26 protein-coding genes are annotated in these 24,363 nt (G+C 65.4%); 8 read left to right on the plus strand and 18 right to left on the minus strand.

The window, feature by feature from the left end; all coding sequences use genetic code 11:
• Nucleotides 1–137: 137 nt before the first annotated feature.
• Nucleotides 138–422 (minus strand): DUF6124 family protein, encoded by a 285-nt coding sequence (locus LU671_RS01840; RefSeq protein ID WP_028688634.1) that lies wholly within the window; start codon nt 420–422, stop codon nt 138–140.
• A 511-nt stretch (nt 423–933) separates the two neighbouring features.
• On the opposite strand from LU671_RS01840, the gene LU671_RS01845 reads away from it, so the two are divergent.
• Nucleotides 934–1,212, plus strand: a complete 279-nt coding sequence (locus LU671_RS01845) for a type II toxin-antitoxin system RelE/ParE family toxin (RefSeq protein WP_232854950.1) — start codon at nt 934–936, stop codon at nt 1,210–1,212.
• A 12-nt stretch (nt 1,213–1,224) separates the two neighbouring features.
• Nucleotides 1,225–1,509, plus strand: coding sequence for a HigA family addiction module antitoxin (locus LU671_RS01850; protein ID WP_046853662.1), 285 nt, complete (start codon nt 1,225–1,227; stop codon nt 1,507–1,509).
• Nucleotides 1,510–1,512: 3 nt separating this feature from the next.
• Here LU671_RS01850 and LU671_RS01855 read toward each other — a convergent pair whose 3' ends face one another.
• From LU671_RS01855 to LU671_RS01895, 9 genes are all read right to left on the minus strand, one after another.
• A complete protein-coding gene (locus LU671_RS01855) occupies nt 1,513–3,300 on the minus strand; it encodes a monovalent cation:proton antiporter-2 (CPA2) family protein (RefSeq protein ID WP_203649045.1) in 1,788 nt (595 codons plus the stop codon).
• Nucleotides 3,301–3,663: 363 nt separating this feature from the next.
• On the minus strand, nt 3,664–4,680 hold the full coding sequence (locus LU671_RS01860) for an alpha/beta hydrolase (protein ID WP_232854784.1): 1,017 nt from the start codon (nt 4,678–4,680) through the stop codon (nt 3,664–3,666).
• A gap of 31 nt (nt 4,681–4,711) precedes the next feature.
• Entirely contained in the window at nt 4,712–4,963 is a 252-nt protein-coding gene (locus LU671_RS01865) for a DUF2790 domain-containing protein (protein WP_203649041.1), read from the minus strand.
• Nucleotides 4,964–5,190: 227 nt separating this feature from the next.
• The gene (locus tag LU671_RS01870) at nt 5,191–6,678 is read right to left on the minus strand and encodes a YifB family Mg chelatase-like AAA ATPase (protein ID WP_232854785.1); all 1,488 of its coding nucleotides are present in this window, start codon (nt 6,676–6,678) and stop codon (nt 5,191–5,193) included.
• 50 nt (nt 6,679–6,728) lie between these two features.
• Complete coding sequence (locus LU671_RS01875) at nt 6,729–7,163, minus strand: DUF2493 domain-containing protein (RefSeq protein WP_232854786.1); 435 nt, start codon at nt 7,161–7,163, stop codon at nt 6,729–6,731.
• A gap of 10 nt (nt 7,164–7,173) precedes the next feature.
• Nucleotides 7,174–9,885, minus strand: a complete 2,712-nt coding sequence (gene mgtA / locus LU671_RS01880) for a magnesium-translocating P-type ATPase (RefSeq protein ID WP_232854787.1) — start codon at nt 9,883–9,885, stop codon at nt 7,174–7,176.
• Between the two features lie 920 nt (nt 9,886–10,805).
• Nucleotides 10,806–11,234, minus strand: coding sequence for a TOBE domain-containing protein (locus LU671_RS01885; RefSeq protein ID WP_110734074.1), 429 nt, complete (start codon nt 11,232–11,234; stop codon nt 10,806–10,808).
• A gap of 41 nt (nt 11,235–11,275) precedes the next feature.
• The gene (locus tag LU671_RS01890; protein WP_232854788.1) at nt 11,276–11,629 is read right to left on the minus strand and encodes a gamma-glutamylcyclotransferase family protein; all 354 of its coding nucleotides are present in this window, start codon (nt 11,627–11,629) and stop codon (nt 11,276–11,278) included.
• A 3-nt stretch (nt 11,630–11,632) separates the two neighbouring features.
• Complete coding sequence (locus LU671_RS01895; RefSeq protein ID WP_203648991.1) at nt 11,633–11,896, minus strand: accessory factor UbiK family protein; 264 nt, start codon at nt 11,894–11,896, stop codon at nt 11,633–11,635.
• 406 nt (nt 11,897–12,302) lie between these two features.
• Between LU671_RS01895 and glnK the strand changes: the two genes are divergently transcribed.
• The 3 genes from glnK to sutA all read left to right on the plus strand — a co-directional run bounded on the left by glnK (nt 12,303) and on the right by sutA (nt 14,784).
• Entirely contained in the window at nt 12,303–12,641 is a 339-nt protein-coding gene (gene glnK / locus LU671_RS01900) for a P-II family nitrogen regulator (RefSeq protein WP_002555808.1), read from the plus strand.
• A gap of 47 nt (nt 12,642–12,688) precedes the next feature.
• Nucleotides 12,689–14,023, plus strand: a complete 1,335-nt coding sequence (locus LU671_RS01905) for an ammonium transporter (RefSeq protein ID WP_028688622.1) — start codon at nt 12,689–12,691, stop codon at nt 14,021–14,023.
• A 431-nt stretch (nt 14,024–14,454) separates the two neighbouring features.
• Nucleotides 14,455–14,784, plus strand: a complete 330-nt coding sequence (gene sutA / locus LU671_RS01910) for a transcriptional regulator SutA (protein ID WP_110734080.1) — start codon at nt 14,455–14,457, stop codon at nt 14,782–14,784.
• 199 nt (nt 14,785–14,983) lie between these two features.
• Here the strand turns inward: sutA and LU671_RS01915 are convergent, their stop codons facing one another.
• From LU671_RS01915 to lptM, 6 genes are read right to left on the minus strand one after another with little or no spacing between them, the layout of a single operon-like run.
• Nucleotides 14,984–15,679, minus strand: coding sequence for an HAD family hydrolase (locus tag LU671_RS01915; RefSeq protein ID WP_203648987.1), 696 nt, complete (start codon nt 15,677–15,679; stop codon nt 14,984–14,986).
• Complete coding sequence (xerC, locus tag LU671_RS01920) at nt 15,676–16,575, minus strand: tyrosine recombinase XerC (RefSeq protein ID WP_232854789.1); 900 nt, start codon at nt 16,573–16,575, stop codon at nt 15,676–15,678. The genes LU671_RS01915 and xerC overlap by 4 nt, the downstream gene beginning before the upstream one ends.
• On the minus strand, nt 16,575–17,285 hold the full coding sequence (locus tag LU671_RS01925; protein WP_203648983.1) for a DUF484 family protein: 711 nt from the start codon (nt 17,283–17,285) through the stop codon (nt 16,575–16,577). Before LU671_RS01925 ends, xerC begins: the two co-directional genes overlap by 1 nt.
• 13 nt (nt 17,286–17,298) lie before the next feature.
• Nucleotides 17,299–18,129 (minus strand): diaminopimelate epimerase, encoded by an 831-nt coding sequence (dapF, locus tag LU671_RS01930; protein ID WP_110734086.1) that lies wholly within the window; start codon nt 18,127–18,129, stop codon nt 17,299–17,301.
• Between the two features lie 4 nt (nt 18,130–18,133).
• Complete coding sequence (gene lysA, locus LU671_RS01935) at nt 18,134–19,381, minus strand: diaminopimelate decarboxylase (protein WP_203648981.1); 1,248 nt, start codon at nt 19,379–19,381, stop codon at nt 18,134–18,136.
• A 9-nt stretch (nt 19,382–19,390) separates the two neighbouring features.
• The gene (gene lptM, locus LU671_RS01940) at nt 19,391–19,597 is read right to left on the minus strand and encodes an LPS translocon maturation chaperone LptM (protein WP_050703271.1); all 207 of its coding nucleotides are present in this window, start codon (nt 19,595–19,597) and stop codon (nt 19,391–19,393) included.
• A gap of 207 nt (nt 19,598–19,804) precedes the next feature.
• Here lptM and cyaY point away from each other — a divergent pair, with 207 nt between their 5' ends.
• The 3 genes from cyaY to rnk all read left to right on the plus strand — a co-directional run bounded on the left by cyaY (nt 19,805) and on the right by rnk (nt 20,924).
• Complete coding sequence (gene cyaY, locus LU671_RS01945; RefSeq protein ID WP_028688616.1) at nt 19,805–20,137, plus strand: iron donor protein CyaY; 333 nt, start codon at nt 19,805–19,807, stop codon at nt 20,135–20,137.
• Nucleotide 20,138: 1 nt separating this feature from the next.
• Nucleotides 20,139–20,357 carry a DUF1289 domain-containing protein gene (locus tag LU671_RS01950; protein WP_203648977.1) on the plus strand — a complete coding sequence of 73 codons (219 nt, stop codon included), beginning with the start codon at nt 20,139–20,141 and terminating at the stop codon, nt 20,355–20,357.
• Nucleotides 20,358–20,513: 156 nt separating this feature from the next.
• Nucleotides 20,514–20,924: a nucleoside diphosphate kinase regulator gene (rnk, locus tag LU671_RS01955; RefSeq protein WP_232854790.1), complete on the plus strand. Its 411-nt coding sequence runs from the start codon at nt 20,514–20,516 to the stop codon at nt 20,922–20,924.
• A 156-nt stretch (nt 20,925–21,080) separates the two neighbouring features.
• Here rnk and LU671_RS01960 read toward each other — a convergent pair whose 3' ends face one another.
• Both LU671_RS01960 and LU671_RS01965 read right to left on the minus strand, forming a co-directional pair.
• Complete coding sequence (locus LU671_RS01960; protein ID WP_232854791.1) at nt 21,081–23,945, minus strand: class I adenylate cyclase; 2,865 nt, start codon at nt 23,943–23,945, stop codon at nt 21,081–21,083.
• 154 nt (nt 23,946–24,099) lie between these two features.
• Nucleotides 24,100–24,345 carry a TIGR02647 family protein gene (locus tag LU671_RS01965; protein WP_050703275.1) on the minus strand — a complete coding sequence of 82 codons (246 nt, stop codon included), beginning with the start codon at nt 24,343–24,345 and terminating at the stop codon, nt 24,100–24,102.
• Nucleotides 24,346–24,363: the final 18 nt, after the last annotated feature.

Here is a 24,363-nt window from a genome sequence, read left to right on the forward strand (position 1 = left end):
AATGGCACAGGATTGACTGGCCCGAAACAGATGTAGGAGCGGCCTTGTGCCGCGATGCGCCGCGCGGGCGGCGCTCGATCTGATAGGCGCTGCAAGGCCATCGGCAAGCGCTTGGCGGCCCTCATGCGATCTGCTTCTCAGGACGACTCAATACCCTCCAGCATCGCCTCCGTCAGGCCTTCGGCCATCTCGATGCCATGCAGGCTGGCCCACAACAGGCTCCTGCCGGTTTCATCCATATGCTCCAGCGCCTTGTAGCCGACGTTGTAGGCACTGCGCAGGTACTCGGCGACATGCACCAGGGCGTCGTGGGCGTTGATGTTGGGGTTTACCGCGAACAGCGGTGGGTGGCCGGCGTCGCATTTGCCGAAGGGGTGGTGGCGGGTGTCGGGGAGGGGTGGGTCGGGGACGATTTTTTTCATGGTCAAACTCCGATAGAAATTGACCGGCACCGTCCGTTTCCACGCGAAGGGTGGCGGCTGTACACGGGGTGGAAAACCAGGTTATCGGAGAACCCCGGCAGGCTTTGCGGCCTCCCGCGTACAGCTGCCGTCACGACAGATAATCCGATAACCAACCAGCCGGGTTTCCACGCCCGATCGCTGAACCGACAGCGACCCGGTCAGCCTAGAGGGCATGATTTCCCCGGACAATCAGAAGGGTATCGACAGACTTTGTAGGGTATTTCTTGGGCTGCAGGCTGCCCAGTGGGAAAGGTCTGCAGAGCTCGTAGGAAGTGGTTGGGATTGTTCTAACTTGAGGTTGCCAGCCACTCGCAGCAGCTCAGGAACGATCTGACAAGAACTCCAGAGAGCGGGGGCTCTCATCGAGTTGGCCTGAGTGATCAAACTGCGTTCTTTCCATTCCACAGGGACGCATCATGACTCAAGCAGCCTTGATAGGTGTAAGGTGTGGCCTTACACTTCTTCAACCATGATTCGGAGTTTCAGGCACAAAGGCCTGAAATCACTTCACCTGCAGGGTGATACCTCAGGTGTCCGATTTGATCACGTAGCACGTCTGCGGCGTTTACTTGCATCGCTGGATGTCGCGCAAAGCCCTTCGGAGCTGGACCGTCCGGGCAATCGTCTTCATCCGTTGCGGGGGCGTTTGGACACCTTCTGGGCCGTAAATGTTTCGGGCAACTGGCGTTTGGTGTTCCGTTTTATCGGTACTGATGTCGAGCTGGTCGATTATCTGGACTATCACTAAGGGGCTGAAACCATGCCTATGCACAACCCACCCCACCCCGGCGAAGCCCTGCGCGAAGACGTCCTGCCCGCCATCGGCATGAACGTCTCTTCCCTGGCCCGCCACCTGGGCTATTCACGTGGTCAGTTATCCACAGTGCTCAACGGCCATGCAGCCATTTCAGCCGACCTGGCCTATCGCCTCGAACTGGCCGGTCTTGGCAGTGCCCGTCAGTACCTGGCCGAGCAGGCGGCTTACGACCTGTGGCAGGCCGCGCACCGCGAGCATCCACCCATCGAGCGGCTCGCGTTCGCCTGAGCCTCAATCCTCATCCGACGCAAACAACCGCTCCAGCTCCACCCGCGCTTCCTTGGCCGTCTGCATCACCTTGGCCCGGTCGTCGCGCACATGCCCCTGGGCCTCCAGCACCTGCTCGTCATGCTCGGTGAACCGGGCGATGCGATCCGCCGCCTGGGCCTCGGTCAGCCCCAGCCCGACCAGCGCCCGCCGGCTCATCTCCAGGCTGGAATGGTAGGTCTCGCGAATCGGCTCGGCGCCCACGTCCACCAGCTTGTGCACATGCTGGCGGTTGCGCGCCCGGGCAATGACCTTCAGGTGCGGGTACAGGCGCTTGACCCGCTCGGCCGTGCGGGTGGCGGCCTCGGGGTCATCGATGGTGATGATCACGTACTCGGCTTCGCCGACCTTGGCCGCATGCAGCACCTCGGTGCGCGATGGGTCGCCGTAGAACACCGGCACCTGCTCGAACATGCGGGTCATCTCGATGGTGTCCACTGAGGTTTCCAGGGCGACGAAGGGGATCTTCTGCGCCCGCAGGATGCGCGCCACGATCTGGCCCATGCGGCCCATGCCGACGATCACCACCCGTGGCGTGCCGGCGTCGATCTGCTTGTACTGCTCGGGCACTTCCCGGGCGGGTTGCGGACGCTTGAGGGCGCGGGCGCAGCCGATCATCAGCAGCGGGGTTAGGGCCATCGACAGGGTGATGGTCATCAGCAGCAGGTCGTAGGTCAGGGTGTCGAACAGGCCCTGGTCCTTGCCCAGCTTGAACACCACGAAGGCAAATTCGCCACCGGCGGCCAGCACCATGCCCAGGCGCAGCGCGCTGGCACTGTTGAGGCCCCCGGCGATGCGGCCGACGCCGATCAGCAGCACCAGCTTCACCGCGATCAACAGCATGGTCATGCCCAGCAGCACCAGCGGCATTTCCAACAGCAGGCGCAGGTTGGCGCCCATGCCGACGCTGATGAAGAACAGCCCCAGCAGCAGGCCCTTGAACGGTTCGATCTGCGCTTCCAGTTCGTGGCGGTATTCGGAGTCGGCCAGCAACAGGCCGGCGAGGAAGGCGCCCAGGGCCATGGAAATACCGGCTTCCTCCATCAGCCAGGCAGTGCCGATCACCACCAGCAGCGCGGTGGCGGTGGACACCTCCGGCAGGCCGGTGCGGGCAACGGTGCGAAACAGCGGGCGCAGCAGGTAGCGGCCGCCGACGATGACGATGGCGATGCTGGCGAATACCTTCAGGCCATGCTCGAAGCTGTCGCCTTGGCTGGTGTCCGGGCCGCTGGCGGCCAGCAGCGGCACCAGGGCGATCAGTGGGATCGCGGCGATGTCCTGGAACAGCAGGATGGCGAAGGCCAGGCGGCCGTGGGGCGCGTTGAGCTGCTTGCTCTCGGCCAGGCTCTGCAGGCCCAGGGCGGTGGACGACAGCGCCAGGCCCAGGCCGAGCACGATGGCCGCCGGCAGGCTTTGGCTGAAACCGAACAGGGCGATGGCGCCGAGCGCCGCGCCGGTCAGGACCACCTGCGCGGTGCCGACGCCGAACACCGACTTGCGCATCAGCCACAGGCGCCGGGGCGACAGCTCCAGGCCGATGATGAACAGCAGTAGGACAACGCCCAGCTCGGAGATGTGCGCGACGCTCTCGGTGTCGCGGATCAGCCCCAGGGCCTGCGGGCCGATGGCCACGCCGGCCAGCAGGTAGCCGAGCACGGCGCCCAGTTGCAGGCGCTTGGCCAGGGGCACGGCGACCACGGCGGCGAGGAGGAAGATGACGGCGGTTTGTAGAAGGCTGCCTTCGTGTGGCATTGCTCGGACTCCTTGAACTGCGTGCGGCAGCGTTTGATGCAACAGCTTATGCCATCGATGAAAGAGGCGGGCATTTTCGGGCCAGGAGGGAAACAGGACAATCCTGGGGTTACAGGAAGCAGCGTTCTGAAAGTAGGACCTTTGCCGAATCAATCGCGGGGCAAGTCGGGCCGCCGCATCGCCGCTCCCACGAAGGTCAGCTACCTTGCGTGGGAGCGAGCTTGCCCCGCGATGGCGATCAACCACTTATTGCAGATGGATTCTCAAGGCCTGCGCCGCCTAGTCCATGGCACTGCGCACACTCCGAAGAAGGTCTGACACCTTGCGTGGGAGCGGGCTTGCCCCGCGATGGTGATCGGCCACTTATTGAAGATGGGTTTTCAAGGCCTGTGCCGCCTGGTCCATGGCACTGCGCACACTGGGCACGGTGCTCAGCACATTGAGCAGGCCGTAGTCATGGATCAGACCGTTGTAGCGCACGGCGGTCACCGGTACCCCGGCGGCGTCGAGCTTGCGGGCATAGGCTTCGCCTTCGTCGCGCAGCACGTCCATCTCGGCGGTCTGCACCAGGGCCGGCGGCAGACCTTTCAACTGCTCGAGGCTGGCGCGCAGCGGCGAGGCGTGGATGTCGTCGCGCTGGCGCGGGTCGGTGGTGTAGTTGTTCCAGAACCACTGCATCATGTTGCGGGTCAGGAAGTGCCCTTCGGCGAACTGGTTATACGACGCGTTGTTGAAGTTGGCGTCGGTCACCGGCCACAACAGGGCCTGGAAGCGCAGCCTGGGCGTGCCGGCCTCCTTGGCCTTCAGTGCCACCACCGCGGCCATGTTGCCGCCGACGCTGTTGCCGGCCACCGCCAGGCGGCTGCCGTCCACGCCAATCTCCTTGCCGTGCTCGGCGACCCAGCGGGTGGCGGCGTAGGCCTGGTTGATCGCGGTGGGGAACTTGGCCTCCGGCGATGGCGTGTAGTCGACGTACACCGCCGCAGCACCGGAGCCCACCACCAGGTCACGGATCAGGCGTTCGTGGGTGGGGTAGTCGCCCAGCACCCAGCCGCCGCCGTGGAAGAACATGAACACTGGCAGTTCACCCTTGGCGCCTTCGGGCCGCACCACGCGGATCTCCAGCGGCTGGCCATCGGCCTGGATGGTCCGGCGTTCGACGCGGATCCCCGACAGGTCGACCTTCACCCCGGCCTGGGCACCGCTCAACACCGCACGGGCATCCTTGGGCGCGAGGGTTTCAAGCGGCTTGCCGCCACCGGCGGCCAGGGCCTCGAGGAAGCCCTGGGTGGTGTGCTCGACGCCAGGGCTGCCGGCGGCGAAGGCGCTGTTCACGGCGAGGGCCAGCAGGCCGGCGGTCAGGGTGTGGGACAGTTTCATGTTCTAGCTCCTTTAGGGTTCGAGCCGTGGCTCAGTTCTGGTTGGCGAGGACGGTGGGTTGCACGTAGCTCACGGCGCGCAGCTGGCCGCTGCTGTCGCGGTAGGTCAGGGTGGCGGTGCTGGCCTGGCCTTGGACGCTGGCGGGTGCATCGACGCTGACGACCTTGGCGATGTCCAGGTCCATGCCGTAGTGGTACGGGGTGGCTTCGCTGGCGAAGCTGCTGACGCTGGTGCCGAGGGCCAGGGTGGTAACGGTGAGGGCGAAGGCTTTGCGAAGGGTCATGATCGTTCTCCGGGTTCTGCTGAGTGGGGATGGCGACTGCTTGCTGCTTGGGATTAATTTTGCGCGCACATAGTTAGTGCACAAAATATATTTCCGCTATGACGCTGATTGAGTGCGTCTTGGCCAGCTTCTGTGGGAGCGGGTTTACCCGCGAACACCCGCGAAGCGGGTGCCAGGCACCGCGTTGTCTGTTTCGCGGGTAAACCCGCTCCCACAGGGGGGCAGCATCAAGCGCCGGGGCGGTACTGCAACGCTTCCGCCAGGTGCGCCCTGGCGATGGATTGCGCGCCCTCCAGGTCCGCCAGCGTGCGGGCCACCTTCAGCAGCCGGTGCGCCGCCCGCAACGACAGTGTCAGCCGTTCGCAGGCCTGCTCCAGCCAGGCCTGGTCAACCGGCTCCAGCGGGCAATGCCGACGCAGCCCCTTGAGGTCGAGGAAGGCGTTGGCGCAGCCCTGCCGGCGCTGCTGCAGCGCCCGGGCCTCGGCCACCCTCTGGCCGACGCTGGCGCTGGTCTCGCCACTGGGCTGGTGGGTCAGCACGGTACTTTCCCGAGCCACCGTCAGGTGCAGGTCGATGCGGTCGAGCAGTGGGCCCGACAGCTTGTTGCGATAACGCTGGACCTGCTCGCTGCTGCACCGGCAGCGGCCGGTGGGGTCGCCCAGGTAGCCGCAGGGGCAGGGGTTCATGGCCGCCACCAGCTGGAAGCGCGCCGGAAAACGTACGCGGTCCTTGGCCCGGGCCACCACGATCTCGCCGGACTCCAGCGGTTCGCGCAGCACCTCCAGCACGCGCCGTTCGAACTCGGGCAGCTCGTCGAGAAACAGCACGCCATGGTGCGCCAGGGTGATCTCGCCGGGTTGCGGCCGGCTGCCGCCGCCCACCAATGCCGGGCCGGATGCGGAATGATGGGGGTGACGAAAGGGTCTCTGCGGCCAGCTGTCGAGCGGTGCATGGCCACTGACCGAGCGGATCGCCGCCACCTCCAGTGCCTCGCGCTCGTCCAGCGGCGGCAGCAGCCCGGGAAGGCGGCTGGCAAGCAGGGTCTTGCCGGTGCCCGGCGGGCCGGTGAACAGCAGGTTGTGCGCACCGGCCGCGGCGACCAGCAGGGCGCGCTTGGCCGCGATCTGGCCCTGGACTTCGCTGAGGTCCGGATAGGGGCGTTGTTCCAGCAGCAAGCCATTGGCTGCGTAGGGAGACAGCGCGGGCTGGCCGTTCAGGTGGGCCACCAGCTCGCGCAGGTGCCCCATTGCATACACCACCAGGCCGCTGGCCAGGCTGGCCTCCTCGGCATTCTCCCGAGGCACCACCAACGCCCGGCCCGCATCCCGGGCCGCCAATGCCGCGGGCAGCACGCCCTGTACCGGGCGCAATGCACCCGACAGGGCCAGTTCGCCCAGGCATTCGATATCGTCGAGGGTGGCTACCGGCACCTGGCCATTGGCGGCGAGGATGCCCAGGGCGATGGCCAGGTCGTAGCGGCCACCGTCCTTGGGCAGGTCGGCGGGGGCGAGGCTCTGGGTGATGCGTCGGGCCGGGTAGTCCAGTCCGGAATTGACGATGGCGCTGCGTACCCGGTCCTTGCTCTCCTTGACCGTGGTTTCCGGCAGGCCGACCAGGGTGAGCGTGGGCAGGCCGTTGGCCAGATGGGTTTCGACGCTGACGGCGGGGGCCTGCACGCCCACCTGGGCGCGGCTGTGGACGAGGGCGAGGGACATGGGCACTCCGTGTTTGCAGGTGATGGCCGCATCCTGCGGCCTGGCAAAGCTTAGTGGTGCTCCTGGGCAGGTGGACGAGAAGAGTGCGTCGAGTTTTGTCCGGCCTGGCACTCAGTACCGTTGGCGCCTGCCGCCCGAGGCTGCCTGCCGCAGATCACCGGAATCCCCGAACCCCGCGCCCGTGCCAGCAGTTCCTCGGTGTCGTCCCCGCCCGGCAACGCCAGCACCAGGTCGGGCCGGCTGTCGCGCAGCATGAAGACGTTGCGCAGGCGCTCGGCCAGCTTGCCGTGCAGCTGCCAGTTGGGCGGGTAGCGCACGATGTCGGCGCCCTGCTCGCGGGCCCAGCCTTCGATCTCGCCGCCCAGGTGCTGGCTGCCGCCGTGGATCAGCACCCGGATCGGTTGCTGGCGCTGGAGGGCGTCCAGCGCCTGGCGGCAGCGTTGGCTGTCGGCGTAGTTGCGCCCCGCGCAGATCAGTACGCGCATGGCCACCCCCTCAGAACCACTGGCCGAAGCGGCGGATGTACAGGGTCTTCATGCCCTGGGCCACCAGGCAGTAGCCCAGCAGGGTGGCGGCCAGCCACGGGAAGTATTCCCACGGCAGCGGCACCAGCCCGACCATGGCCCCCAGCGGCGAGAACGGGATGTAGATGCCAAGGCACATCACCAGGCCGGTGGCCAGGATCACCGGCAGCGCCGCGGTGCTCTGGAAGAACGGCACCTTGCGGGTGCGCAGCATGTGCACCACCAGCGTTTGCGACAGCAACCCCTCGATGAACCAGCCGGACTGGAACAGCGCCTGCATTTCCACGCTGTTGGCGGCGAACACGTACCACATCAGGGCGAAGGTGGTGATGTCGAAAATCGACGAAGTGGGGCCGATCCACAGCATGAAACGGCCGATGTTGCGGGCATCCCATTTGCGTGGTTCGCGCAGGAATTCCTTGTCCATGCGATCCCACGGCAGCGACAGCTGGGAGAAGTCGTACATCAGGTTCTGCAGCAGCAGGTGGATCGCCAGCATCGGCATGAACGGGATGAACGCGCTGGCCACCAGCACCGAGAACACGTTGCCGAAGTTGGAGCTGGCGGTCATGCACAGGTACTTCATGATGTTGCCGAAGGTTTCGCGGCCCTTGAGCACGCCTTCTTCCAGCACCATCAGGCTCTTTTCCAGGAGGATGATGTCGGCCGATTCCTTGGCGATGTCGGTACCGCTGTCCACCGAGATGCCCACGTCGGCATCGCGCAGCGCCGGGGCGTCGTTGATGCCGTCGCCAAGGAAGCCCACGGTGTGGCCGTTGGCCTGCAGCGCCTTGAGCACCCGCGACTTCTGCAGCGGGGTGAGCTTGGCGAACACCGTGCGTTCCTCGACCAGCGCCTTGAGCTGGGTGTCGTCCAGGCGCTCGATGTCCTGGCCGAGCAGCGGCTGGCCGGGCGCAAGGCCCACTTCGCGGCAGACCTTGCAGGTGACCACCGGGTTGTCGCCGGTCAGCACCTTCACCTTCACGCCCATCTCGCGCAGGGCGGCGATGGCCGGGCCGGCGGTTTCCTTGGGCGGGTCGAGGAAGGTCAGGAAGCCCCGGATCACCAGCTCGCGCTCGTCATCGGTGTGGTACTGGGGCTTGCCGGCGGCGGCCGGAATGTCGCGGGTGCCAACCAGCAGCACGCGGAAGCCCTCCTGGTTGTAGGCGCTGGCGGTATCCAGCAGTTGCTGGCGTCGCCCGGCATCCAGGGCGACCCGCTGGCCGCCTTCTTCGACATGGGTGGCGATGGCCAGCATTTCCTCGACGGCGCCCTTGCTCACCAGCAGGTGGTCGCCCAGGGCATCCTTGACGATCACCGACAGGCGCCGGCGGATGAAGTCGAAGGGCAGCTCGTCGACCTTGGCGTAGGCATAGGGTGGCTGGAAGCCCTGGTCTTCGCCGGCAAAACGCAGCACGGCCTGGTCCATCAGGTTCTTCACGCCGCTCTGGTGGTGGCTGTTGAGCCAGGCCAGTTCCAGCAGGCGCGGGTCCTTGTGGCCGCTGGCGTCGACGTGGTGCTCGAGGATGATGCGGTCCTGGGTCAGGGTGCCGGTCTTGTCGGTGCACAGCACGTCCATCGAGCCGAAGTTCTGGATGGCGTTCAGGCGCTTGACCACCACCTTGCGCCGGGCCATGGCCACGGCACCCTTGGCCAGGTTGGCGCTGACGATCATCGGCAGCATTTCCGGGGTCAGGCCCACGGCCACGGCCAGGGCGAACAGGAAGGCGTCGCTCCAGTCGCCCTTGACCACGCCGTTGAGCATGAACACCACCGGCACCATCACCAGCATGAAGCGGATCAGCAGACGGCTGACGCTGTTCACCCCGCGGTCGAAGGCGGTCTGGCTGCGCGAGCCGACGATGGCCTTGGCCAGCGAACCGAAGTAGGTGCGCTTGCCGGTGGCCACCACCACGGCGCGGGCGCGGCCGCTGACCACGTTGGTGCCCATGAAGCCGATGTTGGGCAGGTCCAGCAGGCCGCTTTCATCGTTGGCGCTGCCTCCGGCGGATTTCTGCGCGACGTGGCCGAGGGTGTCGTATTTCTCCACCGGCAGCGCTTCGCCGGTCAGTACGGCCTGGCTGATGAACAGGTCGCGGGACTCGATCAGGCGGATATCGGCGGGGATCATGTCGCCAGCGGCCAGTTGCACGATGTCGCCGGCCACCAGTTCGTTCATCGGCACTTCGCGCAGGCGCGCCGGCTGGTCGTGGCGCTCGCGGCGCAGCACGGTGGCGGTGGTACGGACCATGGCCTTGAGCGCATCGGCGGCCTTTCCCGAGCGGTACTCCTGCCAGAAGCGCAGCAGGCTGCTGAGGCTGACCATGGTCATGATGATGATGACCTTGGTCAGGTCCGCTTCTTCCATGTCGCCTGCGCTTACCGGCAGCCAGTAGTCGGTGATGAAGCTGATGCCGGCGAGGGTGAGCAGCACGTAGATGAAGGGGTTGTGCAGGGCCTTGAGCAATTGCACCAGGGCCGGTTGCGGTTTGTCGTGGGCGACCTGGTTGGCGCCGTCGCGCTGCAGGCGCTTGGCGGCCTCGTGTTCGGTCAGGCCCAGCTCGCTGGCGTCGAGGTTGGCCAGGGTCACGGCCAGGCCGTTGCGTGCCTCGCGGGCGGCACGCATGGACAGGCGGGCATCATCGCCGGCTTTGCTGTGGGTGTTGCGGTCTTTTACGGTCATTTGGCTGTGCTCCTGCCGCAGGAGGCGGCACGACACACAGTCGACTCACGGTTGGGAAGGTGAGTGAACGTGTCCCGTGTCGCAATGATTCAAACAATGAAAAACATGGTTTTTCCGACGTTTACGTGTTCGCTGGCGAATGCCGGAAATAAGATCGGCAGCGAACTTTCTACTGGCTGATTCCATGGTCGGTTAATCCCTTTGTTAAATGGCGGGCAATAGAACTTCAACGAACTTTAATTACTTAAAGTTCGGAAGTTTCTGACGATTTATATGGCGTCAGTTCAGCGAACGGACAGCACGGCGCGCGTCACTGCAGGCAGCAACGGGCGCGCTATCGACTGGGCGGTTCCAGGGACGAGGTCAGACCCCAGCCGAGGACAGGACGGTGCGGGGCCTTGTGCGCACAGGTGCGCAGGCGAGGGATGGAGATATCGAGGTTCATGAGCTTGCCTCCGACCGGGCGGGCACCCGGGGCGACAAGCGACGGCGGAGCAGCAGGCTCTGGCGCGGCTTGCCCGACCTAGGGGCGGGCCCGGAGTTCCGGTTCAAGTGCCTGGCGACCAAAGGCTGCCAGACAGCGACTAGATACTGTGTCCATTGAATTCTTCGTGAGTTGAAATAAAGGCCCGCTTTTCGGGGCGGGTGAACTTTATGCAAAGCATAGCGGGGAAGTCAACCGTGAAGGCGTAACTTAAATATGTTTCATCTGCTGGGAGGGGAATTAATGCAAGGTACTGCGCAAGTGCTATCGCGGGGCAAGCCCGCTCCTACAGGTTGGCGTAGTACCTGTGGGAGCGGCTTTAGCCGCGAACACCGGCGAAGCCGGTGCCGTCCACCGTGTCGCTTGCTTCGCGGCTGAAGCCGCTCCCACAGGGTGCGCGCGCTTCTGCCTGGTCAAGGTAGAAGCGGGCATTCGATCAGGGCTTGGCGCCCAGGATGATGTGCGAGGCCTTGATCAGCGCGGTGGCCTTCACACCCGGCTTCAGGCCGAGCTCCTGCACCGCTTCGCGGGTGACGATGGCATACACCTCGGTACCGCCCGAGAGCTTCAGCACCACCTCGGCATTCACCGCGCCGTCACCGACCCGCAGCACTTCGCCTTCCAGGCTGTTGCGCGCGGACAGCCTGTAGCCGGCGGCATCGGTCATCAGCACCACCCAGGGCGCCTTGACCAGCGCCACGGCCTGCTTGCCGACGTTGATGTTGAGGTTGTGCAGGCTGGCCATGGTGACCACCGCCACCAGCTTCTCGCCGCCGGCCAGGGTCAGCTCGACCTCGGCATTCACCGCGCCCGGCTTGATGTCGCTGACACTACCTTCGAAGACATTGCGTGCACTGACTTTCATGGGGAAGCACTCCGTGTGATCAATCACCACGCCCGAGGCATTCAGGCGCGTACATAAACCCAGGCGGTCAGCCCCGAGGCGAGGCCGACGGCGATACGCTTGTAGTCCGCTACTTCATAGCGATCGGCAGCGGCCAGCTCTTGCTCGCTGATCTGGAAGACCATGCCGGCGACGCTGTCTTCGGCCCGCTCGCTGGGGGAGACGATGGGGTGGTGGCTCTTGCCGCTGGTGGCCAGCACTTGCGGGTCGGTGATCTGCACCCAGTCCTGGCGATAGCCCGGCATGCGGTCGGCCTGGCCGGTCAGTTCACGGCCGAAGTTGGCCAGTTGCACGGCCTTGTCCTGCAAGGTGCCGTAGGAGAACAGCAGCACCGGGTAATCGCTGGACGGTTGCATGACTTATTCCTGAGTAGGCGGGGCGATCCGTGCTTCCAGCTCGGCGAATTGCTGCTCGAGGGCTTCGAGGCGGGCGCGGGTGCGGGCCAGCACTACCATCTGGCTGTCGAACTCCTCGCGGCTGACCAGGTCGAGCTTGCTGAAGGCGCCCTGCATCAGCACCTTGAACTGGCTTTCCAGTTCGGCGCGGGGCGCGGCGGTGTCACCGCTGAACAGGCGCGATGCCTGGTCGCTCAGGGCATCGAGGAAGGCTTTGGGCGCGAGCATGTCTGGTATCCGCTGATCACTGAAAGGGCAGCAGTGTAGCACGGGCCCCCGGGCCACTTGCGCTGCACGCTTTTCGCGCAGGGCGGCCAAAGGTCGCGCACCGATTTTGTGCGCTTTTTCCCTGCTGGCGATTGGCCAATCCCTACCGGTTCACGCAACTACCTGTTTTCCCGTGACTTGTGCCAACTGGCAAGGTTTCTGCAATGACCTGAGCGAGCCATGCACTGATGCAGTCCCTTGTGACCAGGCAGTGCGCAGGTGGAGCTGGAAGGTTCTTCGTCACAGCCGGATCGTGCGTCGGCGGGGAGGATGGAGCCGACGACGCGTTACAAAGCCAGGCGCTGCGCTTAGACTTGAGACGGGTTTGTTTTCCTGGGGCAAGTCCACCAAATCGGGAGAGAGTTTCATGAAGCTAGTCACTGCCATCATCAAGCCGTTCAAGCTGGACGACGTGCGCGAGTCGCTGTCGGAAATCGGCGTGCAGGGCATCACCGTGACCGAAGTCAAAGGCTTCGGCCGGCAGAAGGGTCACACCGAGCTGTATCGCGGCGCTGAATATGTGGTCGATTTCCTGCCCAAGGTGAAGATCGATGTCGCCATCGACGACAAGGACCTCGATCGGGTGATCGAAGCCATCACCAAGGCGGCCAACACCGGCAAGATCGGCGACGGCAAGATCTTCGTGGTCAATCTGGAGCAGGCGATCCGCATCCGTACCGGCGAAACCGATACCGACGCGATCTAAGCGCCAAGCAAAGCCTCACCAAACCCAACGCCCCAGGAGAAAACAACATGACTCTGCGCAAGATCGCAGGGCTAGGAGCCCTATTGTCCCTCGTAATGCCAGGGCTGGCCCTGGCCGAGGAAACTGCCGCCCCCGTGCTGAACTCCGGCGACACCGCCTGGATGCTCACCTCGACGGCACTGGTCCTGTTCATGACCATCCCGGGCCTGGCCCTGTTCTACGGCGGCATGGTGCGCTCGAAGAACGTGCTGTCGGTGATGATGCAGTGTTTCGCCATCACCGGGCTGATCAGCATCCTCTGGGTCATCTACGGCTACAGCCTGGCTTTCGATACCGCGGGTATGGAAAAGGGCGTGCTCAACTTCAATTCCTTCATCGGTGGCTTCTCCAAGGCCTTCCTCAACGGCGTCACGCCGTCGGGCCTGACCTCGGCCACCGCGCTGTTCCCCGAGGCGGTGTTCATCACCTTCCAGATGACCTTCGCCATCATCACCCCGGCGCTGATCGTCGGTGCCTTCGCCGAGCGCATGAAGTTCTCGGCGATGCTGATCTTCATGGGCGTGTGGTTCACCCTGGTCTATGCGCCGATCGCGCACATGGTCTGGAGCGGTGACGGCGCGCTGATGTGGGACTGGGGCGTGCTGGACTTCGCCGGCGGCACCGTGGTGCACATCAACGCCGGTATCGCCGGCCTGGTCTGCTGCCTGGTGCTGGGCAAGCGCAAAGGCTATCCGACCACGCCGATGGCCCCGCACAACCTGGGCTACACCCTGATGGGCGCGGCCATGCTGTGGATCGGCTGGTTCGGCTTCAACGCAGGTTCCGCCGCTGCCGCCAACGGCACCGCCGGCATGGCCATGCTGGTGACCCAGATCGCCACCGCCGCCGCCGCCCTGGGCTGGATGTTCGCCGAGTGGATCTTCCACGGCAAGCCAAGCGCCCTGGGCATCGCCTCGGGCGTGGTTGCCGGCCTGGTCGCCATCACCCCGGCCGCCGGCACCGTCGGCCCGATGGGCGCCCTGGTGATAGGCCTGGTGTCCGGCGTGGTCTGCTACTTCTGCGCCACCAGCCTCAAGCGCAAGCTGGGCTATGACGACTCCCTCGACGCCTTCGGCGTGCATGGCATCGGCGGCATCATCGGCGCCCTGCTCACCGGCGTGTTCGCGGCGCCTGCCCTGGGTGGCTTCGGCGCGGTCACCGACATCGCCGCGCAGTTCTGGATCCAGGCCAAGGGTGTGATCTTCACCGTGGTCTACACCGCCATTGTCACCTACGTGATCCTCAAGGTCCTGGACCTGGTGATGGGCCTGCGGGTCAGCGAAGAAGAAGAGTCGGTCGGCCTCGACCTGGCTCAACACAACGAGCGCGGCTACAACCTGTAACCGCGATGCTGGAAAACTTGCCCGGTTCGCCGGGCATTTTTTTGCCTGTAATTTACCGTTTGGCCTGGGGCAAACGGTTTCCCTGCGCTGATCGCGACCTGGGGTTAAAACTTACAAGCCATCGGGTGTTTCTGGTGCTTTGCTTTTTCTGCGAGCGCGCTAGAATGCGCGCCGAAGGAAGCTGGACGAGTAGTCCACACACTTCGCTACCCTTTGCTAGGCTTGCCAATAGCCTGTGGCCAGCAAGGGCTCAAAAAATTTTGTCAGGCCTTGCCAGGAGCAGGGCCTGCAGGGTGCCGGACCCCCCATGAGGGGGTGGACACCCAGGGCAGTGGCCAATCCACGGCCAGTTGAATTTTCACTGGTGGCTGCCGGTCTACGGCTGCACCGGTCTATAACTAACCTGCTTTTCGCAAGTCATGAGGTAGAACATGAGCGACGACGATCTGGAAAATGACGACCTCGAGGTAGGCGACGAAGACGAGGCTGATGAAGGCCTTGAGGCAGCGGCTGACGACGGCGCGGAAGACTCCGGCGACGACGACAGCAGCCCGGCTCCGGCGGCCAAGGGCAAGTCCAAGGCGGCGGTCTCGGTAGACGAGATGCCGAGCATGGAAGCCAAGCAGAAAGAGCGCGATGCGCTGGCCAAGGCGATGGAAGAGTTCCTGTCGCGCGGTGGCAAGGTGCAGGAAGTGGAGGCCAACGTGGTCGCCGATCCGCCCAAGAAGCCGGACAACAAGTACGGCAGCCGCCCTATCTGAGTGGTTGAACGAAAAAAAGCCCGCCGTCGCTGCGGGCTTTTTTGTGCCTGTCAGGTTGGCACGGTCTCTGTAGGAGCGGCCTTGTGCCGCGAAAGGGTCGCAAAGCGGCCCCAGGGTCGTTGTCGATACTAAAATCCTGGGGCCGCTGCGCAGCCCTTTCGCGGCACAAGGCCGCTCCTACAGGGATGGCGAAGCCTGCTCAGCGCCAGCGCGCGAGCACATCGGGCAACTGCGAAAGCCGCTGGATCTCCGCATCCGGCGCCTGCTCGCCGCTCCAGGGCTTGTGTTGCGGGTTGAACCACACCGCCCGCAACCCGGCGCGCTGGGCGCCGGCGATGTCGTCGCCCGGGTGGTCGCCGACGTGCACCGCCGCCCCCGCGTCCACCTCGCCGCGCTTCAGCGCTTCAAGGAACGGGGCCGGGTCCGGTTTGCCGATGCCCAGGTCCTCGGCGCACAGGGCGAAGCGGAAGTAGTCCGCCAGCCCCAGGCGGCGCACGTCGGCATTGCCATTGGTGACCACGCCGAGGGTGTAGTGGTGGCGCAGGATCTCCAGCACCGGCTGCACCTCGGGGAACACCTCGACCTGGTGCCGGGCATGCAGGAACACTTCAAAACCTTCGTTGGCCAGCTCCTGGGCGTGTTTCTCGCTGTAGCCGACCTCTTCCAGGGCGTGGAACAGCACCCGCCGGCGCAGGGCGCTGATACGGTGCTTGAGGCCCGGCTCGGCCTGTACCAGGCGCTCGCGGATGGAGAACAGGTGCTCCACCGGCACGCCGCCGAGGATCGGCGCGTTGGCTTCGAGCCAGTCGCGCAGGACGACTTCGGCGCTGGCGATGACCGGCGCGGTGTCCCAGAGGGTGTCGTCCAGGTCGAAGGTGATCAGCTTGATGCTCATGAGTCCGTGTCCTTGCTGCGTTTGGCCCGAGGGTGGGCGCTGTCGTACACCGCGGCCAGGTGCTGGAAGTCCAGGTGGGTATAGATCTGCGTGGTGCTGATGTCGGCATGACCGAGCATCTCCTGCACCGCGCGCAGGTCCTGGGACGATTCCAGCAGGTGGCTGGCGAAGGAATGGCGAAGCATGTGCGGGTGCAGGTGCTGGCCGAGCTCGCGCTCGCCGGCGGCCTTGACCCGCAGCTGGATGGCGCGGGGGCTGAGGCGCTTGCCCTGGCGGCTGAGGAACACCGCGCCGTCCCGTGGGCCGGCGATACCGCGCAGCTTGAGCCACGCCTGCATCGCCTCGCGGGCCTTGCGGCCGACCGGCAACACGCGGCTCTTGCCGCCCTTGCCGTGCACCTGCACCAGCCCGGCGGCCAGGTCCAGGTGTTCAAGGTCGAGCCCGGTCAGCTCCGACAGGCGCAGGCCGGACGAGTAGAACAGTTCGAGGATCGCCTGGTCGCGACGGGCGATGAATTCGTCGTCGACGCCGCCATCGAGCAGTTGCAGGGCTCGGTCGGTGTCCAGCACCTTGGGCAGGCGCCGCTCACCCTTGGGCGGCACCAGGCCGTTGGCCGGGTCGTGCTGGCAATCGCCTTCGCGGTTGAGGAAGCGGTACAGGCCGCGCACCGCCGAAAGCAGGCGCGCCAGGCTGCGCGAGGACTGGCCATGGTGGTGCTGGCGGGCGACCAGCTGGCGTAGCTGCTGGACCTGCAGGGCGCCCCAGCCGGCGATGCCCTGGGTGTTGCAGAATTCGATGACTTTCTCGAGGTCGCGACGGTAGGCCAGCAGGGTGTGCTCGGACACCTGGCGCTCGTTGCGCAGGTGAGCGCAATAAGCCTCCAGCTGGCGTTCCATCAGCGCACCGAGCGCAGCGTCTGGGTGAAGCGCGGCACCACGCGGCCAAGCACCTCGGCGATGTAGCTGAGGAACAGGGTGCCGACGCTGCTCTTGTAGTGCTGCGGGTCGCGGCTGCCGATCGCCAGCACGCCGTGCAGGCCCTGGTACTCGAGGGTGGCCACGGCGCTGGAACCGACTTCCTTGTGCTGGGCATCACCGAACAGGAAGGCCAGCTCATGCTCGCGCAGGCTGCCGCTGATGGTCTTGCCGCCGCCGATCAGGCCGCCAATGGCCTGCTGCGCCTCGGCGCCTGAGACCCAGCGGCCCACGGGCGCGGCGTTTTCGCCGAACAGGATCAGGCTGACGAAGGGCACCTGGAATTCCTGGCGCAGGCTGTCCTCGACCGCCATCACCACCTCTTCGAGGGTGCCGGCGTCGAGCAGGTCGAGGATCAGCCGGCGGGTCTTGTCGAACAGCCGGTCGTTGTCGCGGGCCACGTCCATCAGCTGCGACAGGCGATGGCGCATCTCGATGTTGCGGTCGCGCAGCAGCTTGAGCTGGCGCTCCACCAGCGACACGCTGTCGCCGCGCTGGTGAGGAATGCGCTGTTCGAGCAGCAGCTCGTCGTGCTCGGCAAAGAAGGTCGGGTGGGCGCGCAGGTAGGCGACCACCGCTTCGGCATCGAGCTCATGGGCCTGCGGGGATGCAACGTTAGGCTGATCGGTCATGGCGGATACTCGCTTAGAGACGAACTTGTCCTTCGAACACGCGGACGGCGGGGCCGGTCATCAGCACCGGCTTGCCGGGGCCGGCCCACTCGATGCTCAGACGGCCACCCGGCAGGTCGATGGTCACCGGCGAGTCCATCCAGCCCTGGCTGATCGCCGCCACGGCCGCGGCGCAGGCGCCGGTACCGCAGGCCTGGGTCTCGCCGGCGCCACGCTCCCATACCCGCAGGTTGGCGCGGTGGCGGTCGACCACCTGGATGAAGCCGGCATTGACCCGCTGCGGGAAGCGCGGGTGATGCTCGATCTTCGGCCCCAGCTCATGGACCGGCGCACTGCGCACGTCGTCGACGCGCAGTACCGAATGCGGGTTGCCCATGGACACGGCGGCTATCTGGTGCACCTGGCCATCGACTTCCAGCGCGTAGCTGCTGGCCTGCTCGTCGGCAATGAACGGGATATCGGCCGGCACGAAGCGCGGCGGGCCCATGTCGACGCAGATCTGGCCGTCGTTGCGCACATCGAGCTCGATGATGCCGCCCTTGGTCTCGACGCGAATGCGCTTCTTGGCGGTCAGGCGCTTGTCCAGCACGAAGCGGGCGAAGCAGCGCGCGCCGTTGCCGCACTGCTCGACTTCGGAGCCGTCGGCATTGAAGATCCGGTAGCGGAAGTCCACTTCCGGATTGTTCGGCGCCTCGACGATCAGCAGCTGGTCGAAGCCGATACCGGTATTGCGATCGCCCCATTGCTTGGCGTGCTTGGGTTGGATGTGTGCGTGCTGGCTGACCAGGTCGAGGACCATGAAGTCGTTGCCCAGCCCGTGCATCTTGGTAAAACGCAGCAACATGGGTTCACTCCGGCAGCAGGCTTTCGCCGGCGAACAGTTCGGCAATGGTTTCACGGCGGCGCACTTCGAAGGCCTGGTCACCATCGACCAGCACTTCGGCGCAACGGCCACGGGTGTTGTAGTTGGAGCTCATGACGAAACCATAGGCGCCTGCGGAGCGGACGGCCAGGAGGTCGCCCTCGGCCAGGTCCATTACGCGGTCCTTGCCCAGGAAGTCGCCGGTCTCGCAGATCGGGCCGACCAGGTCGTAGGCGCGGCCTTCGCCGTCACGGGGCTTGACCGCGCTGACGTCCATCCAGGCCTGGTACAGGGCAGGACGGATCAGGTCGTTCATGGCCGCGTCAATGATGGCGAAGTCCTTGTGCTCGGTGTGCTTGAGGTATTCCACGCGGGTCAGCAGCACGCCGCCGTTGGCGACGATGTAACGGCCCGGCTCGAACACCAGGGCCAGGTCACGTTCGCCGACGCGCTCGCGAATGGCAGCGATGTAGTCGGCCAGCAGCGGTGGCTGTTCGTCGCGATAGCGCACGCCGACACCCCCACCGAGGTCCAGGTGGCGCAAGTGGATGCCGCACTCGGCCAGGCGATCGACCAGCACCAGCAGGCGGTCGAGGGCGTCGAGGAAGGGCTCGACGGTGGTCAGCTGCGAGCCGATGTGGCAGTCGACGCCGACCACATCCAGGTTGGGCAACTGCGCGGCGCGCACGTAGATCGCCTCGGCGTCGGCGATGGCGATGCCGAACTTGTTCTCTTTGAGGCCGGTGGAAATGTACGGATGGGTGCCGGCGTCGACGTCCGGATTCACACGTAGCGAAACCGGGGCCGTCTTGCCCATTTCGGCGGCAACGACCTGGAGGCGCTCGAGCTCGTCGGTGGACTCGACGTTGAAGCAGTGCACGCCCACTTCCAGGGCGCGGCGCATGTCTTCACGGGTCTTGCCGACCCCGGAGAACACCACGCGATCGGCGCGCCCGCCGGCAGCCAGGACGCGCTCCAGCTCACCGCCGGAAACGATGTCGAAGCCCGCGCCGAGGCGCGCCAGCAGGTTCAGCACGCCCAGGTTGGAGTTGGCCTTGACCGCGAAGCAGACCAGGTGCTCGACCCCTTGCAGGGCGTCGGTGTAGCTGCGGTACTGGGCCTCGATATGGGCGCGCGAGTACACATAGGTGGGCGTGCCGAAGCGTTCGGCGATCGCCGTCAGGGCCACCCCTTCCGCGAACAGCTCGCCGCCGCGGTAGTTGAATGCGTCCATGGGATTTCCTTACTGCGCGGGCGACTCTTCTGGCTGCTCTTGCGGCTGCACCAGCACCGGTTGCGGCTGGACAGGCTTGGCATGCTGGTGCGATTTGCGCGGGCCTTTGCCGTCCTTGCCGTCTTCAGGCAGGTACAGGGGGCCTTTCTGACCGCAGGCCGAAACGAGGCAGGCAACCGCGACCAGCGCCGCGAGGGAGGAAATCAGGCGTTTCATGGGTGAAATCCTTGGAAATATGCAGTATTGCGGCCGAGTATACCGAGCGCCCACCTGATTGCCTATGCAAGGGGCGCCCCCGCTCGGCGGGCGTGGGCGACCGAAGGACATGCGGCTTTTTCTTACAGCGATTAGCTTGTAGCTTGAGGCGTTCGCCCTTATCGTGCCCGGCTTGCGTGTGTACAGCCATTTTTCGAGGTCCCTGCAATGAGTTTGAGCGAAGCGCGTTTCCACGACCTGGTCGATGCGACCCAACAGGCCCTGGAAGACCTGTTCGATGAAAGCGGCATGGACCTGGACATGGAGAACTCCGCCGGCGTTCTCACCGTCAAGTTCGACAACGGCAGCCAGCTGATCTTCAGCCGCCAGGAGCCGCTGCGCCAGCTGTGGCTGGCGGACAAATCCGGTGGCTTCCACTTCGACTACGACGAAGAGAGCGGCAAGTGGGTCTGCGAGAAGAGCGAAGAGCTGCTGGGCGAGATGCTCGAGCGCATCGTCTGGGAGCGCGCCGGCGAGAAGCTGGACTTCGACGAGATCTGAGATGAGCGACCTGCCCCGGCCACCCAAGCCGCTCTACAGCAACGTGAGCCCGGCGGTGCCGTCACCTTGTATCAGCATATGTCGGCTGGATGAGCGCAAGGTCTGCACCGGCTGCCACCGCCACGTCGAGCATATCCGCGAGTGGCGCTCGGCCGATGACGAGCGGCGCCGGCAGATCTGTCGTGAGGCGCTGGCCCTGAAATCGCGGGCATCGGCATAGGCACAACGAAGGTGTGGGCTTGAGTATTTGCCCCGCTGTGGTAGTGTCAGGGTCTGCGTCGATGACGCCACAGCATTTCGCAAACCCCGCCCTTGGGCGGGGTTTTGCTTTATCTGCCTGTTGAAAATTGCCTGTTCAAAGGAGTCTGACTGGATCATGAGCACCAAGCCTTCCCTCATCCTCACCCGCTTGGACGTGCAGCGTCTCGAGCGCCTGCTCGACGACCTCGATGAAAGCACCCCGGGTGTGCTCGCCCTGCAGGACGAGCTGGACCGTGCCGAGAATGTGGTGGGTCACGAGGAAGTCCCGGCCGGCGTGGTGACCATGAACTCGCGCGTGCACTGCCGCGAGATCGCCAGTGGCAAGGACTATCACCTGACCCTGGTGTACCCGAAGGATGCCGGCCCTGAGGGTAATGTCTCGATCCTCGCGCCGATCGGCTGTGCCTTGCTGGGCCTGTCGGTGGGTGACCAGATCGACTGGCCGGCGCCGGGCGGCAAGACCCTCAAGCTGGAGCTGCTGGCGGTCGAGTACCAGCCGGAGGCGGCGGGGGATTTCGATCTCTGATGCTGCGTAAATGCCCTGTAGGAGCGGCCTTGTGCCGCGAAAGGGCTGCGAAGCGGCCCCACCTGCTGTGCCAGGTCATATAGTGCCGGGGCCGCTTCGCGGCCCTTTCGCGGCACGAGGCCGCTCCTACAGAGGGATCGGTGAAGGCAGAGAAAATCAGGGCTCCAGCCGCGCCTGCAGCTGTTCCAGCCCATCGTTGAGCGCCTGCTCCAGCTCGCGCTTGTAGCGCAGGTACAGGCTGGTGGACCCCTGCTCGTCTTCCAGCAGCTCGGACAGGTCGAGGTCGGTGATGTAGCAGCGGTAACGGCCGCTGCTGCGGCGCTGGCCCAGGATCTGCCGGGCGACCACGGCATACAGCTGGTCGCCGTGCTCCAGTTCGGAAAACTCCTGCTGGTCGCAGTAGAGCGTGACATGCACCTCGTCGCCGGTACCCGCCTGGAGGATCGCCTGGACCTCGTAGTGCGCCTGGCTCTGGCTGTCCAGCGGTGTCTGCCGCGGCTCCAGGCTGCGCGCCTTGCCAATGCCTGAAGGCAGCAGCTGGTAGTAAAGGATGTCCAGCGACGCCAGCGGCAGGCTGTCCAGGGGCAGTTGGGCATCGCGGCGCATCAGCATCGATTGCAGGAAACGTTGCAGCGGCAGCAGCAGGTGCTGCTCGTCCTGCAACGGCAACCGTTGTTGCCAAAGCGCGTTGTGCTCGTCGAGCACGTACAGGTCGGCCCAGCCTTCGAGCAGACGGTAGAACACCTGGATGCAGCCGGGGCGACCCTGGCCCAGGACCAGCGGCAGGTCGTGGTCCTGCAAGGCGTGGGCGTCCAGGTGCAGCGGGCTGTAGCGGATGCGCTCTTCGCCTAGGGCCGCCAGCACCGCATCATGGTCGGCGAGGCTGGCCAGGGTGACTTGCCCGGGCTGCAGGTCGAGGATGTGGGTGTGCTGGGCGACCTGCAGCAGGTAGCGGTGATTCAGGCCCTGGTCGAGCAGCAGCTGCACGGTGTCGAAGATGTCCTCGACCCGCTGGCTGATGGCCTGGGCGCGGTTGTGGCAGTAGCAGCGCACCCGTACCCGCGGGCGGTGGCTGCGCTGGCCCAGGCTGTTGAGGAAGTCGCGCAGGCAGCGCATCAGCGCATGCTCGCCGTCGTAGCGATGCACCAGCACCTCGTTCCAGCTGTTGAGGGTGATCTGGTCGAGGGTCAGTACAAGGTTCTCGCGCACCCCGGCGTAGCTCAGCGAGTCGGTGCGCTCGGTGGTCATCAGGATATTCAGGTCGCGGTGATGGCGCAGCGGATCGACCCCGACATTCACCAGCAGCAGGATCTCGTCGGCCACGCTCGGTTGCAGCAGGCGCACCTCGCTGACCGTCTCCAATGGCAGGGGGATGCTCTGCTGCAGGCTGCCGACAAGGTTGAACAGCTCGAACTCGCTGAGGTCGCTGGCGCCAGGGTGCAGGGCCAGGCGTGTGCCGCTGTCGATCACGCCATTGCGATGGGCCCAGGTGAGCAGCTCGAGCAGCTCGCGGCAGCGCTTGATCGGGCTGAAGTGTTCCCACTCGTGCACGCCCAGGTTGCCGTTGTACAGGCCCCAGTGATGGGTGCCCGGTTCCTTGCGGTTGGGCGAGTGCACCAGGGTGAGAGTGTCTTCGGCCAGGTCCGGGGCGATGCCCGGGTTGATCACCTCGATCTTGCCGGCCCGACGCTCGAAGGCGGCGTACAGGCGCCGGCCGAGGACGTTGAGGTCGCGTTGGTCGGCTCGGCTGTTGGCGTTCTGCAGGCGGGCGAACTGGGTCAGGAAGCGGTAGCTGTGGTTCAGCTCGGCCACCAGCTCACGGCGCTCGACCGCCACCTGGCGCACTTTCCACTGGCTGCGGCTGTCGAGCAGCGCCAGCTGGCGCTCGTCCCAGCCCCATTCCTCGGTCAGGCGCCCGAGCAGCTGGCGCTGCCAGCCGCCGCTGCGGGTGCGGCCCAGGTCGCTGAGCTTCTTGTTCACCTTCAGGTACAGGCTGCGCCGCGCCAGCTCCAGGCGTGCCGATTCGCCGCGCTGGCGCAGGTAGCGTTCGATGCGCCGGTAGACCATGACGTAGGGGTCGAGCTCGTCCAGGTCCAGCTGGTTGGCGAACACGGCCTGCTTGTAGTCCAGGCTCAGGCAGCGCACCTGCGGGTGCTCGCTGGCGTAGGCCTCGGTGAGCAGCAGCTTGAGCAGCGACTTGTAGGGCGAGTCGATGCCCTTGAACAGCTGCCATAGCCCGGCGCCGACGAACTCGCCCGACGGGATGTGCGCCAGGTGGCCAAGGTCGAGATCGTCCTGGGCGCGGATGAAGCGCTTGGACAGCAGGGTCTGGGTGTAGTCGCGGTAGTTGTGCTCCTGGTAGACCGGCACCAGCCACCACAGCGGCGTGCGTCCGGCCAGCCAGATGGCGGTGCGGTAGAACTCGTCGAGCAGCAGGTAATGCTGGGTGGTGCCGCAGTCGTCGGAGCTGAGCTGGCTGTCACGCTCGCCCTGGACGAAGCCGCGAGGCTCGATCAGGAACAGGTGCGCCTCGGCGCCCTGGCTGGCGGCCCAGGCCTCGAGCAGCTGGCATTTGCGCCGCAGGTCGGCCAGGGCCTGCTCGTCCAGGTCGGGTGCATGGCAGACCCACAGGTCCATGTCGCTCTGTTCGGCCTGGGCCAGGGTGCCCAGGCTGCCCATCAGGAACAGGCCGTGGATCGGTTGCGGCGGCTTGCCGTGGCGCGGCTTGTAGGTGAACGAGCGGGTCAGGCGCTGGGCCTCGGCCAGCAGGTCGCTGTCGGGTTCGAAGCCGGACACGCCAGCGGGGGTGGTGCCCGAGACATAACCCGGCAGCAGCGGGTGATTAACGTGAAAGAACAGCGGCAACAGGGTGAGGACCTGCTGCTGGCGCGTGGACAGCCCCTCCATGGCCCGTGCCAGGCGGCCCTGGTTGATCTTCAGGAAACGCGCGCGCAGCTTGGACAGCTCCTTGCGGTCGATGCCTTGGTCGAGATCGGGGCGGATTTCATGGGGGTGGTTCATTGCGCACTCAGGCAGGCAGGGGGAGCACTGGCGAGTTTAGCCTGAGTGGGGCGGTCGGATAAGGGGTTGGTGGCTTTTTGACGTCAGTTTTACAGCGATCCTCTAGGGCTCATCGCGGGGCAAGCCCGCTCCCACGGGGGCGGGCTTGGTGAACTCAGGCAGGCTGCGGAGTTTTAAGCACCCTGAGGAGTAACTGCATACTTTCGGCGGCATCAGTGCCCAGGCTGGTGAGGTAGCCGCCGTCGGGTTGGTCAGTAAGACCTTTGTCGTGCAGGCGCTTGGCTGCGGCGACCAATGCCGGGGAGGCGTCGCTACAAACCTTGATGCCTTCCTGGTGACTGTCCAGGTTGAACTGGGCAAGCACTTCCAGTTCGGCGATCAGTTCGGGGTTGAAGGGCATGGGCTACTCCTGACTTCG

Source organism: Pseudomonas sp. NMI760_13 (assembly GCF_021283245.1).
Classification (GTDB): Bacteria; Pseudomonadota; Gammaproteobacteria; order Pseudomonadales; family Pseudomonadaceae; genus Aquipseudomonas; species Aquipseudomonas peradeniyensis.